Source organism: Microbacterium dauci (assembly GCF_030065535.1).
Lineage (GTDB): Bacteria > Actinomycetota > Actinomycetes > Actinomycetales > Microbacteriaceae > Microbacterium > Microbacterium dauci.
Genome location: NZ_JASJND010000001.1, coordinates 558,461 through 569,843, shown reverse-complemented (window position 1 = coordinate 569,843; position 11,383 = coordinate 558,461). Strand labels below are relative to the sequence as shown.

Annotated in this window: 13 protein-coding genes; 4 read left to right on the top strand and 9 right to left on the bottom strand. The window is 71.2% G+C overall.

What is annotated here, in order from left to right:
* Positions 1-5: 5 nt before the first annotated feature.
* Entirely contained in the window at positions 6-590 is a 585-nt protein-coding gene (gene pth / locus QNI14_RS02750; RefSeq protein ID WP_283714658.1) for an aminoacyl-tRNA hydrolase, read from the bottom strand.
* Positions 591-656: 66 nt separating this feature from the next.
* Positions 657-1,292 carry a 50S ribosomal protein L25/general stress protein Ctc gene (locus tag QNI14_RS02745; RefSeq protein WP_283714657.1) on the bottom strand — a complete coding sequence of 212 codons (636 nt, stop codon included), beginning with the start codon at positions 1,290-1,292 and terminating at the stop codon, positions 657-659.
* Positions 1,293-1,542: 250 nt separating this feature from the next.
* Between QNI14_RS02745 and QNI14_RS02740 the strand changes: the two genes are divergently transcribed.
* A complete protein-coding gene (locus tag QNI14_RS02740; RefSeq protein WP_283714656.1) occupies positions 1,543-1,665 on the top strand; it encodes a hypothetical protein in 123 nt (40 codons plus the stop codon).
* Between the two features lie 6 nt (positions 1,666-1,671).
* Here the strand turns inward: QNI14_RS02740 and QNI14_RS02735 are convergent, their stop codons facing one another.
* The 7 genes from QNI14_RS02735 to QNI14_RS02705 all read right to left on the bottom strand — a co-directional run bounded on the left by QNI14_RS02735 (position 1,672) and on the right by QNI14_RS02705 (position 8,172).
* Complete coding sequence (locus tag QNI14_RS02735; protein ID WP_283714654.1) at positions 1,672-2,439, bottom strand: SDR family oxidoreductase; 768 nt, start codon at positions 2,437-2,439, stop codon at positions 1,672-1,674.
* Positions 2,440-2,446: 7 nt separating this feature from the next.
* Positions 2,447-2,944 carry a gluconokinase gene (locus QNI14_RS02730; protein WP_283714653.1) on the bottom strand — a complete coding sequence of 166 codons (498 nt, stop codon included), beginning with the start codon at positions 2,942-2,944 and terminating at the stop codon, positions 2,447-2,449.
* On the bottom strand, positions 2,941-3,993 hold the full coding sequence (locus tag QNI14_RS02725) for a zinc-binding dehydrogenase (protein WP_283714652.1): 1,053 nt from the start codon (positions 3,991-3,993) through the stop codon (positions 2,941-2,943). The genes QNI14_RS02730 and QNI14_RS02725 overlap by 4 nt, the downstream gene beginning before the upstream one ends.
* 34 nt (positions 3,994-4,027) lie before the next feature.
* Positions 4,028-4,765, bottom strand: coding sequence for a fumarylacetoacetate hydrolase family protein (locus QNI14_RS02720; RefSeq protein WP_283714651.1), 738 nt, complete (start codon positions 4,763-4,765; stop codon positions 4,028-4,030).
* A 6-nt stretch (positions 4,766-4,771) separates the two neighbouring features.
* Entirely contained in the window at positions 4,772-6,202 is a 1,431-nt protein-coding gene (locus tag QNI14_RS02715) for an MFS transporter (protein WP_283714650.1), read from the bottom strand.
* Between the two features lie 75 nt (positions 6,203-6,277).
* Positions 6,278-7,060 carry an IclR family transcriptional regulator gene (locus tag QNI14_RS02710; RefSeq protein ID WP_283714649.1) on the bottom strand — a complete coding sequence of 261 codons (783 nt, stop codon included), beginning with the start codon at positions 7,058-7,060 and terminating at the stop codon, positions 6,278-6,280.
* 53 nt (positions 7,061-7,113) lie between these two features.
* Positions 7,114-8,172 carry a D-2-hydroxyacid dehydrogenase gene (locus QNI14_RS02705; RefSeq protein ID WP_283714648.1) on the bottom strand — a complete coding sequence of 353 codons (1,059 nt, stop codon included), beginning with the start codon at positions 8,170-8,172 and terminating at the stop codon, positions 7,114-7,116.
* Positions 8,173-8,279: 107 nt separating this feature from the next.
* Here QNI14_RS02705 and QNI14_RS02700 point away from each other — a divergent pair, with 107 nt between their 5' ends.
* The 3 genes from QNI14_RS02700 (at position 8,280) to QNI14_RS02690 (ending at position 11,332) form a co-directional block, all read left to right on the top strand.
* Positions 8,280-9,227, top strand: coding sequence for an NAD(P)-dependent oxidoreductase (locus tag QNI14_RS02700; protein WP_283714647.1), 948 nt, complete (start codon positions 8,280-8,282; stop codon positions 9,225-9,227).
* A 130-nt stretch (positions 9,228-9,357) separates the two neighbouring features.
* Positions 9,358-10,854, top strand: coding sequence for an NADP-dependent phosphogluconate dehydrogenase (gene gndA / locus QNI14_RS02695; RefSeq protein WP_283714869.1), 1,497 nt, complete (start codon positions 9,358-9,360; stop codon positions 10,852-10,854).
* Between the two features lie 13 nt (positions 10,855-10,867).
* Positions 10,868-11,332: a VanZ family protein gene (locus tag QNI14_RS02690; RefSeq protein ID WP_283714645.1), complete on the top strand. Its 465-nt coding sequence runs from the start codon at positions 10,868-10,870 to the stop codon at positions 11,330-11,332.
* Positions 11,333-11,383 lie beyond the last annotated feature (51 nt).

Sequence of the window (11,383 nt, the reverse complement as noted above, 5' to 3'; positions counted from 1 at the left end):
CCGGGTCAGGGGCGCGGGGCGTGGTGGCGTTGCTGCGCGGCGAGGAGGCCCTCGTCGACGAGCTGCTCGACGGCGTCCGCGGCATCCGAGATCAGGATCGCCAGCGTCGGTCGCTCGGCGGCTCCGAACGGGTCGAGCACCCAGTCGGCCGGGTCCTGCCGCCCGGGCGGGCGACCGATGCCGACGCGCACGCGCGGGAAGTCCGGCGTGCCGAGCGCCTTCGCGACGTCGCGGACGCCGTTGTGGCCGCCGTGCCCTCCCCCGGTCTTCAGCTTCAGCGTGTCGAACGGGATGTCGAGCTCGTCGTGCACGACAACCACACGCTCCGCCGGCACGCCGTAGAACTTCGCGAGGGATGCCACCGGCCCACCCGACACGTTCATGAACGAGTTCGGCTTCGCGAGCACGAGCTTCGCGGCACCGGGGCGCAGCCACGTCTCGGCGACACGGGCGTTCGCCTTGTGTGCGCGCAGCGTCTCGCTGCGGCGCGACGCGAGCTCGTCGATGACCATCTGTCCGATGTTGTGCCGGGTCGCCTCGTACCGCGGCCCGGGGTTGCCGAGGCCGACGATGATCCAGGTGTCGGGCATGATGTCCTTTCGACGACGAAGCCCGTCGCGGCGTGTGCGGCGACGGGCTTCGTACGGGAGCTGAGATTACTCGGCGGCGTCCTCGGCGGGAGCCTCGTCCGATGCGCCCTCGGCGGCCTCGTCCTCCGAAGCCTCCTCGGCCTCGTCCTCGACGGGAGCGGCAGGCACCGAGACGGCGACGATGAGCGTCTCCGGGTCGGCGAGCAGCGCGGCGCCGCGGGGCAGCGTGATGTCGCCGGCGGTGATGCGGGCACCCTCTTCGAGGCCCTCAACCGAAACCTCGACGTGCTCGGGGATGTGGGTGGCCTCGACCTCGAGCGTGACCGAGGTGGCGTCCTGCACCGCGATGGTGCCGGCGAACGACTGGCCGGTGACCGTGACGGGCACGTCGACCGTGATCTTCTCGCCCTTCTTCACGACGAGGAGGTCGATGTGCTCGATGATCTGGTGCACGGGGTCCTTCTGGACGTCCTTGACCAGGGTGAGCTGCTGCTCGCCGTTGATCTCGAGCTCGAGGACCGCGTTGGCACGGCGGACGAGCAGGAAGACCTGGTGGCCGGGCAGCGCGACGTGCACGGGGGCGGTGCCGTGGCCGTAGATGACGGCGGGGATCTTGCCGGCGGCGCGGAGGCGGCGGGCGAAGCCCTTGCCGAAGTTCTCGCGAAGTTCGGCGACGACCTTGGTGTCGGTCTCAGTCGACATGAGTGTTCTCCTTGCGGACCGTGAGGTCCAATGGCGGGCCGTACGCGGCCCAGTGTTGATCAGCCGGACCGATGGGCCCGGTGATGGTCTGTGGTTCGACTCGAACGCATGCGCGTGAGGAAAGCCGCGAAGCCTGCTTCACCGCGTCGATCACGGACGCGCATGCACGTCCCTCGCCGAAGTTCGCACCGAGTCTACCAGCGCGCCCGATACGATGGAGACCCCGACCGAACGACTTGACGGAGGAACGATGGACTACGGATGGATGTCGCACGCACTGCTGTGGTTCGTCGGTGCCCTGACGACCGCGACCGCGCTGGCGACCATCGGCGCCCTCGTCTCGATGGGTCGCTCCAACCAGTACAACGACTGACGCCGCTCAGACGACCGCGGTCATGCCGCCGTCGACGACGAGGTTCTGACCCGACACGAACGACGACGCGTCCGAGGCGAGGAACAGCAGCGCGCCGTCGAGTTCGGCGAAATCACCCCAGCGGCCCGCGGGCGTGCGCGCCTCAAGCCACGCCGTGAACTGCGCGTCGTCCACCAGGGCGCGGTTCATCTCGGTCGCGAAGTAGCCCGGCGACAGCGTGTTCACCTGAATGCCGTGCCGCGCGAGGTCGGCGGCCATGCCGCGGCTCAACTGCGCGATGCCGCCCTTGGACGCCGAGTACGGCGCGATCGTCTGCCGCGCCAGCACCGATTGCACCGACCCGACGTTGATGATCTTCCCCGACCCGCGCTCCACGAACCCGGGAGCCAGCGCCCGGGCCACGTAGAACGGGCCCGACAGGTTCGCCGCGATCACCTCGTCCCAGTCCGAGACAGAGAACTCCTGGATGGGAGCCCGGCGCTGCACGCCCGCGTTGTTCACGAGGATGTCCGGCAGCCCGTGCTCGGCGACCATGTCCGCGATCGCGGTCGCCGTGGCATCCGCATCGGTCACATCGAATGAGACGGATGCCGCGGGGTGACCCGACAGCTCGGTCATCTCGGCCGCCGCCTCCGCGAGCGCCTTCGGGTCGCGGCCGTGCACGATCACACGCGCGCCGGCGCGCGCGAGCGCGCGGGCGAGCGAGCGACCGAGACCGCGGGATGATCCCGTCACGAAGGCGAGGCGCCCGGCGACGCTGAAAAGATCGGTCATGGTTCTCCTAGATCTCATCGAGCCGGGCGCGGATGCGCCCGGCTACCTCGAGCACTCCGCCGGAGTTCGGCACCGCGAAGCCGGGCTCGTCCGCGCCCAGATGCTCGAGTGCAGCCATCTGCGACTCGAGCAGTGCGGGCGGCATGAAGTGCGCCCGCGCTCGCATGCGGCGCTCGAGCTCGTCGCGATCGACCGTGAGCTCGACGAACACGGCGTCGGGCGCAGCGGCGAGGATCCGCTCGCGGTAGCGGCGCGCGAGCGCGGAGCAGGCGACCACCCCGCCGCCGGGGAGGTCGCGCAGCGCCTGCCCCACGATGTCGAGCCACGGCCACCGGTCCTCGTCGCCCAGCGGCGTGCCCGCCGACATCTTCGCGACGTTCGCTGCAGGGTGCAGGTCGTCCGCGTCGATGAACTCGACCGCGAGGTCGACGGCGAGCGCGGCGCCGACGGCGGACTTGCCCGAGCCCGACGGGCCCATGACGACGATGCGGTGCACGGCGCTCATGCCTGCTCCTCAGCGCCTGCTCCGGCGAAGGCGAGCAGCACCTTCGCCGAGACCGACGCCTCCCCCGCGGCCGTGAACGCCTCGAGCGCCTCCGCGGCGGCGAACGTGTGCGTGACGACGGGGTCGACGGCCAACGAGCCGTCGGCGAGCGCGGCGATCACCTCCGCGAACTCGGCGCCGAAGCGGAACGAACCGGTCAGGGTCAGCTCCCGCGTGATCGCGGTCGCGACCGGCGCCGGCACGTCGCCCGCGCGCTGCAGGCCGACGAGCACGACCGTCCCGCCCCGGCGGGCGGCCGAGACCGCGGCGGCGAGGCCCGGCACGGTGCCGCTAGACTCGATCACCACGTCGACGTGGAGAGCTGCGATCGCGTCGGTCTCGCGGGCATCGATCGTGCGCGCACCGAGCTGCTCCGCGATCTCGCGCGGTCGCGGGTGCAGGTCGGTCGTGACGACCTCGGCGGCGCCGTGGTGACGCGCGACCGACGCCGCGAGCAGGCCGATCGGCCCCGACCCGATGACGGCGACCCGCCGCCCGGTGACGTCGCCGGCGCGCTCGACGGCGTGCCACGCGACGGCGGCGGGCTCGGCGAGCGCGGCGCGGCGTAGGCCGAGGCCCGGCGGCAGCGGATGCAGCATCCGCGTCGGCAGCGCGACGCGATCGGCGAAGCCGCCCTGCGTGTGGGGCAGGTGCATCGCCGAGCCGAGGTAGGTCGACGCGGGCGCGAGGTTCGGCCTGTCCTCCGGGTACGGGGTCTCACCGTCGCCGCGCGCAGTCAGCGGATGCACCGCGACGCGCGTGCCGACCGCCGGGCCCGACCCGTCGGCGGCGGAGGCCACGACCGTGCCCGACAGCTCGTGCCCCAGCACCATCGGCTCGCGCAGGATCGACGCGCCCGCGGCGCCGTGGCGCCAGTAATGCAGGTCCGAGCCGCAGACGCCGCCGTAGGCGACCTCGACGATCGCCTGGTCGGCGGCGGCGATCGGTTCGCCGACGTCCTCGATGCGCAGGTCGTCGGCGGCGTGCGCCACGACGGCGGTGTTGGTCATGTCCCCGTCCTTCCGGGTGCTCGGACGGCGGTGGTCACCGCGTGGGCGTCGACAGGCGGACGCCGCCGACGGTCACATCCACCCGTTGCCCCGGCTGAACGCGACCCTGGCTGAACGGTGCACCCGTCATGACGACGTCGCCCGGTCCGAGCGTCGTCCATCGCGCGACATAGGCCAGGCACGTGGCGATCGAGGCCGGCAGAGCCGCGGCATCCGTCTTCGCCACCTCCTCACCGTCGATCGACAGCGTCAGCGGAGCGTCGTCGAGGGAGGCGGCGGTGTCGATCCACGGCGCGATCGGCGTGTACCCCTCCCCTGACTTGCTCTCGAAGTTGCGCGGATCGGACAGGGCCCGGTCGGGGCTGGACAGGTCGTTCACGGCGGTGAGGCCGAGCACGTACGAGGCGGCGTTCGCCTCTGTCAGCCCCGTCGCGTCGCGGCCGATGACGACCGCGATCTCGCCCTCGGCGACCGTCTCACCGGCATCCCGGCGGAGGGTCACGATGCGACCGCTCGGGACGACCGAGCGCGGGTTCTTCAGCCACGCCTGCACGGGCGAGGCGTGATCCGGCCCGTTCTGCGCGATACCCACGACGACGACGGGCGCGGATGCCGCCAGCAGGTCGCCCGCGACCTCACCGTTCGGCAGGTCGGCCGGCTCCCGCCCCGCAGCGAACGCCGCATACGGATCCTCGATCGCGATCCTGCGGTCGCCGTCGGCCCGCACGGGAACGATGTCACCCGTCGACGTCTGGACGCGTCCGATGAGCACGGGGGCTCACCACTCGACGGTGCGGATGGTGACCGTCGTCGACGAGACGCCCGGGCCCGCTTCTTCGCGCGACACCTTGACGGCGTCGTCGGTGCGCGTCAGGTCGCGGCGGAGGGTCTCCGGCACGAGGTAGGTCGCCGCCGTGGTGATGAGGGCGAGCACGGCCATGTAGACGGCCAGCAGCACCCAGTTGCCGTCGCTCACGGCGATGAGGTAGGCCCCGAGCACACCGGCGAGACCACCGGCGAGGACGGCGGAGATCTCCCGCGCCATCGCGACGCCGAGGTAGCGGTGGCGGTTGCCGAACATCTCGGGGAGCATGGCGCACTGGGCTCCGAGCATCACGTTGACGCCGAAGCCGATGCCGAGCGCGATGACGATGATCGCGATCACGTGGTCGCCGAGGGTCAGCGCCCACCACGCGGGGAACGAGTACAGCAGCAGGAAGAGCGCGCCCAGGCGGTACACGCGGCGGCGGCCCCAGCGGTCGCTGAGCGCACCCGTCAGCGGCACCGAGAAGATGCCGATGAGCGAGCCGAGCGTGACACCCCAGGTGAGGAGGCTCTTGTCTGCGGACGCGCCGGCGGTCGCGACGAAGAACGTCAGCGCGAGCGTGTTCAGCATGTACGACCCGCCGTTCTCGGCCATCCGCAGGCCGATGCCGACGATGACGCCGGGCAGGCCGTGGCCGAAGATCTCGCGGATCGGGCGGTCGGTGATCTGCTCGTGCTTTTCGAGCTCGATGAAGGTGGGGGTCTCGCGCAGGCGCATCCGGATGAACAGCGCGACGAGGATCAGCACGAACGATGCGAGGAACGGCACACGCCAGCCCCACGTCAGCAACTGATCCTCGGGGAGCAGGGAGATCAGGCTGAAGACGACCGCCGCCAGCAGCGTGCCCGCCTGGATGCCGACGAAGGGCAGTGCGGAGAAGAATCCGCGGCGCTTGACGGGCGCGTACTCCGCCATCAGCACCGTGGCCCCGGCCTGCTCCGCGCCGGCGCCGAAGCCCTGCAGCAGGCGCATCAGCACGAGGAGGATCGGCGCCCAGATGCCGATCTGCGCATAGGTCGGCAGCAGGCCGATGGCGGTGGAGGCGCCGCCCATCAGCAGGATCGTGACGACGAGCACCCACTTGCGGCCGAGCTTGTCGCCGAGCGTGCCGAAGAACAGACCGCCGAAGGGGCGGGCGACGAAGCCGACGCCGAAGGTGGCGAAGGCGAGCACGGTCGCCATCGCGGGGTTGCTCTGGTCGAAGAACAGCACGTTGAAGATCAGTGCCGTCGACAGGCCGTAGAGGGCGAAGTCGAAGTACTCCAGGGCGCTGCCGATGCTCGAGGCGAGCGTCGCGCGGCGCAGGTTCGCGGCGTACTCCGGGTCGTCGCCCCGGGGGTCCCGCTCAGCGTCCACAGCGGTGTGGGTGTCGGTCACGGCCATCTCCTTCGATCGGCGCAGACGACCGGATGCGGCGTCGTCTGGTGGATGCCACCATACCAACCCGCTGTACCAAGTTCAATATTTTGAACTAAACGGATTTGTCAGGGATTTGGCCGCGTCGAGGAGAGCGGCTCCCACGGTGCGGATCCGCTCCGGGGTCGCCTCCGCGGCGGGGATGCCGACGCCGAGGGCGAGCTGGGGATCACCGGGCGCCCAGCCCTCCAGGGGCACAGCCACGCCGACGACGCCGCGGAAGCTCTCCTCGGCATCCACAGCCCACCCCCGATCGCGCGCCTGCGCGAGCAGTTCGAGGAGCCCCGGCAGCGTCCGCGTCGTGTGCTCGGTCAGCGGCGGGAAGGTCGCACCCTCGCCGAGCAGCGAGGTGACCTGGGCGTCGTCGAGGGTCGACAGCAGCGCGCGGCCGGTCGCGCTCAGCGCGGCGGGAAGGCGGGAGCCGAGAGGCGTGCCGATGCGCGTCGAGCCCTCGTGTCGCGCGATGTACAGCGCGTCCGCGCCGTCGAGCAGCGCCACCTGGACGAGCTCGCCGCGCAGCACCTCGGAGGCGTCGCACACGGCGTAGAACTCCCGCACCTGGTTGAACTGCTCCGCGAACGCTCCGCCCAGCTCGGCGGTGCGGATGCCGAGCCGGAAGCCCTGCGCGACACGCTCGACCATGCGCGCGGCCTCCAGCGCCAGACAGAGGTTCGCCGTCGAGGACTTCGCGAGCCCCAGCGCCGAGGCGAGCTCGGTCAGGGTCATCGGGCGGCCCGAGTCGGCGAGCATCTCGAGCAGGCGGATGCTGCGGGTGACGGCCGGCGCCGGATCACGGCCGGTGCGGTCGCTGTCGTCGTCGGCCATGGTTGCTCCTCGGTTCTCCTCGGCGCGGCGCCTCGCGTGCTCCGGCGGCGATGTCAGTAGAACTCGACCGTATCCACTACGGCGTGCATCTCGCCGCCATCGAGCAGCCGCGTCGCATCCGCGGCGAATCGGCGCGCGATGCGCTCCTCCTCGCGGCCGCTGAGGGCTGCCGTGTGGGGGCTGACGAGCACACGCGGGTGGGTCCATAGCGGCGAGTCCTGCGGCAGCGGCTCGACCTCGAAGACGTCCATCGCCGCGAAGGCGACCGTGCCGTCCTCGAGTGCGGTCAGCAGCGCCGACTCGTCGATGACGGTGCCGCGCCCGACGCTCGCGAGGATGAGCCCGGGGCGCGCGTTCGCGAAGATCTCCGCATCGATCAGGTGGTGGGTCTGCTCGGTGCCGGGGAGGGTGACGACGACCGCATCGACCTCCGCGACGGCGGCGGCGAGCTCGTCGAGCGGGACGAGCCGGTCGACGCCGGGCACGGGCGCGCCCGAGCGGGTCGTGCCCCACACCTGCGCGCCGAGAGCGGAGAAGCGGCGCGCGCACTCGGCTCCGATGCCGCCGAGCCCGACGACGAGCACGGTCATCTCGTCGAGTTGGCGCATCTCCCAGCGTTCCGGCCAGTGGCGCTCATCCTGGTCGCGCCGCAGGCGCGCCAGGCCCTTGGCCCCCGCCATCACGCCGAAGACGGCGAACTCGGCGAGGGTGCCGCCGTGGACGCCGGCGCTCGTGGTGAAGACGATCCGGTCGAGGTCGGTTCGGTCCAGCCCCGCGGCCTTCACCTGCGCCCCGCCGCCGGCGGCGGTCGTCATGACCCAGCGCAGCGTCGGATTGGCAGCCACTGTGCGGGCGAGCGCCTCAGGGTCGACGTCGGGGATGCCAAAGAGGGCGTCGGCGGAGTCGACCATCGCCTCGAACGCCGCCTGCTTCGCCGGAGTGCGCGTGAACGCGGGGTCGCCCGACCAGTCCGCAGGTCCCCGCATCGGAGCGACCAGGTCGTGGTCGCGGACGACCTCGACGCGCGGCTCGAGCCGCTCGATCAGGGCGCACAGGTCTTCGCGCAGGGGCACGGCTGCGACGACGCGCAGCCGGTCGGAGTTCTCCGTCATCCGCTTCCCTCCATTGGGTTTGGTGGAAGATGAGCAGGACGACTCTATCGCAAGTCCAATCCGTTGAACACTGTTCGTTATTTTGGACCCGCGGTAGAGTGTCAGCCATGAGCACCTCTCTCGATGACGAGACCGCCTCCTTCCGCCTCGGTGTCCTCGGCCTCGGCGCCATGGGCGACCCCATGGCGCAGCGTCTGCTGGCCGCGCGCGGAGCCCTCACCGTCCACGCGCGCTCACCGCGCCCCGACCTCGTCGCCGCGGGCGCGACCTGGGCTGACTCCCCGCGGGAGCTCGCTGCACACAGCGACGCCGTGCTCGTCATGCTCCCCGACCTCCCCCAACTCGAGTCCGCCCTCGCGGGAGGCGACGGCCTCCTCGCAGGCGCCGGCGATCTGCTGCTGCTGATCGGATCGACCTCTTCCCCCACGGGCGTCCGCGCACTCGCCGAGCGACTCGACGCCGAGAGCGGCGGGCGCATCCGCGTGGTCGACTGCCCGGTCTCCGGCGGCGTCGACGGCGCGACCGCCGGCACCCTGTCGATCATGCTGGGCGGAGAGCCGGATGCCGCCGCCCTCGCGGCGAGCCTGCTCTCCCCGTGCGGGACGCCCGTGCACCTCGGACCCCTCGGTGCGGGCGAGGTCGCGAAGGCCTGCAACCAGCTCGTCGTGGCGGCGACGATCACGGCGCTCGGCGAGGCGAGCGAGCTCGCGGCGCGCTCGGGCATCGACCTCGAGACGCTGTGGACGCTCCTGGGCTCCGGCTACGCCGGCTCGAACCTCCTCACGAGCCGTAAAGAGAAGCTCACCACGGGAGACGACTCCCCCTCCGGCATCGCGGAGTACATGGTGAAGGACCTCGGCTTCGCCGCCGACGTCGCCTCGGCCACCGGCATCCGCCCCGCGCTGCTGCCGACCCTCCGCGCCATCTTCGACGAGATCGTCGACGCCGGTCTCGGCGACCGCGACATCGCCGTCACCCGCCGACTGACCGCCGCGCGCCCGCCCGCGAAACCGTCACACGACGGAGCCGGCACCGACAGCGGCACTACTCTGTAAGCACCGAACCGAAACAGGAGCGCGCGTGTCCTCGAACGACCCTCAGGCCCAGACCAACATCTCCACCGATCAGGATCAGGCTCCGCACGAGGCTGCGAGCCGCCACGAGGGCGCCCCGCAGCCCGAAGAGATCGACCGCCCCACGACGCCGGAGGCCGACACCAGCGGCGCCGGCACCGGCAGCGGTCCCGCGAACATCGGTGTCGTGGGTCTCGCGGTGATGGGCTCGAACCTCGCCCGCAACCTCGCGTCGCGCGAGGAGAACACGGTCGCCGTGTTCAACCGGTCGCGCTCGAAGACCGACGAACTGGTCGAGGCGCACCCCGAGGCGGAGTTCGTCCCCGCCTTCACGTACGAGGAGTTCGCGGCGTCGCTGCAGAAGCCGCGCACCGCGATCATCATGGTCAAGGCCGGGCGGCCCACGGATGCCGTCATTGACGAGCTGATGCGCGTGTTCGAGCCCGGCGACATCATCATCGACGGCGGCAACAGCCTGTTCACCGACACCATCCGCCGTGAGAAGGCCGTGTCCGAGGCCGGCTACAACTTCGTCGGCATGGGCGTCTCGGGCGGCGAGGAGGGCGCGCTCAACGGCCCGTCCCTCATGCCCGGCGGTCCCGACGAGGCGTGGGTCACCCTCGGCCCGATCCTGAAGTCCATCGCCGCCGTCGCCGAGGGCGAGCCCTGCGTCACGCACGTCGGCCACGACGGTGCCGGCCACTTCGTGAAGATGGTCCACAACGGCATCGAGTACGCCGACATGCAGCTCATCGCCGAGGCCTACGACCTGATCCGCCGCGGCACGGGGAAGACCCCGGCGGAGATCGCGGAGATCTTCGCGGAATGGAACCGCGGCGAGCTCGAGTCGTACCTGATCGAGATCACTGCCGAGGTGCTCCGCCAGACAGATGCCGCGACCGGGCTGCCGCTCGTCGACGTGATCGTCGACGAGGCAGGCGCGAAGGGCACGGGTGCGTGGACGGTGCAGACCGCCCTCGACCTCGGGGTCCCCGTCTCCGGAATCGCGGAGGCCACCTTCGCCCGCTCGCTGTCGAGCCACCGCGAGCAGCGCGACGTGTCGGGCGCCCTGCCGGGTCCGTCGTCGGAGGACTTCACCGTCGAGGACGCGGACGCGTTCATCGAGCAGGTGCGCCTGGCCCTCTACGCGTCGAAGATCGTCGCCTACAGCCAGGGGTTCGATGAGATCCGTGCCGGCGCCGCCCAGTACGGGTGGAACATCGACCTCGGTGCCGTGTCGAAGATCTGGCGGGGCGGGTGCATCATCCGTGCCCAGTTCCTCAACCGCATCGCCGACGCCTACGACGCCGAAGCCACCCTCCCGGTACTGCTGACCGCGCCGTACTTCGTCGAAGCACTCGGCCGCGCACAGGACGCGTGGCGCGAGATCGTGCAGGTCTCGGCATCCTCGGGCATTCCGGCACCCGCGTTCTCGTCGTCGCTCGCGTACTACGACGGGCTCCGCGCCGACCGGCTCCCCGCCGCCCTCATCCAAGGCCAGCGCGACTTCTTCGGCGCACACACCTACCGCCGCACCGACAAGGAAGGCACCTTCCACACCCTCTGGTCCGCCGACCGGTCGGAGATCGAAGCAGAAGACACCCACTGACCGAGGGGGCCGCATGACCCGCGACGACACGGGCCTGCGCGTCCACCGAGCGGCCGCACGCGTCGTCCTCGCCATCCTGACCGCGCTCTACGCGTGGGCAGTGGCGTGGATGACGTTGCGCGCCGCGCCGTACGGTTCGGACATCCAGTCGGGCCTCAACCGACTGCTCGCCTGGTTCGCCCAGCGCGATGCCACGCGGTGGATCACCTTCGAGCGTGTCGAGTTCGGCGCGAACATCGCGATGTTCGTGCCGCTGGGTGTGATCGCGGTGCTGTGGTTCGGCGTCCGCGGGTGGTGGCTCGCGCCGATCCTCGGAGCTGCCGCGAGCGCGACGATCGAGGCGCTGCAGGCGATGCTCCTCGACACGCGGGTCGCCGATCTGCGGGACATCGTCTCGAACACCATCGGCTCGGTCATCGGCATGTGTCTGATGCTCCTGCTCGCGTTCCTGCTCTCACCGCCGTCACCGAAACGGTGAACGACGACTGCGGCCGCGGCATCCGAAGATGCCGCGGCCGCAGTCGTTCGG

Coding starts and splice junctions, on each gene's coding strand:
- QNI14_RS02715 (WP_283714650.1), bottom strand. CDS start 6,202: ATGGCCGTGACCGACACCCACACCGCTGTGGACGCTGAGCGGGACCCC.
- QNI14_RS02730 (WP_283714653.1), bottom strand. CDS start 2,944: ATGAGCGCCGTGCACCGCATCGTCGTCATGGGCCCGTCGGGCTCGGGC.
- QNI14_RS02735 (WP_283714654.1), bottom strand. CDS start 2,439: ATGACCGATCTTTTCAGCGTCGCCGGGCGCCTCGCCTTCGTGACGGGA.
- QNI14_RS02745 (WP_283714657.1), bottom strand. CDS start 1,292: ATGTCGACTGAGACCGACACCAAGGTCGTCGCCGAACTTCGCGAGAAC.
- QNI14_RS02740 (WP_283714656.1), top strand. CDS start 1,543: ATGGACTACGGATGGATGTCGCACGCACTGCTGTGGTTCGTCGGTGCC.
- QNI14_RS02705 (WP_283714648.1), bottom strand. CDS start 8,172: ATGACGGAGAACTCCGACCGGCTGCGCGTCGTCGCAGCCGTGCCCCTG.
- QNI14_RS02710 (WP_283714649.1), bottom strand. CDS start 7,060: ATGGCCGACGACGACAGCGACCGCACCGGCCGTGATCCGGCGCCGGCC.
- QNI14_RS02690 (WP_283714645.1), top strand. CDS start 10,868: ATGACCCGCGACGACACGGGCCTGCGCGTCCACCGAGCGGCCGCACGC.
- pth (WP_283714658.1), bottom strand. CDS start 590: ATGCCCGACACCTGGATCATCGTCGGCCTCGGCAACCCCGGGCCGCGG.
- QNI14_RS02725 (WP_283714652.1), bottom strand. CDS start 3,993: ATGACCAACACCGCCGTCGTGGCGCACGCCGCCGACGACCTGCGCATC.
- QNI14_RS02700 (WP_283714647.1), top strand. CDS start 8,280: ATGAGCACCTCTCTCGATGACGAGACCGCCTCCTTCCGCCTCGGTGTC.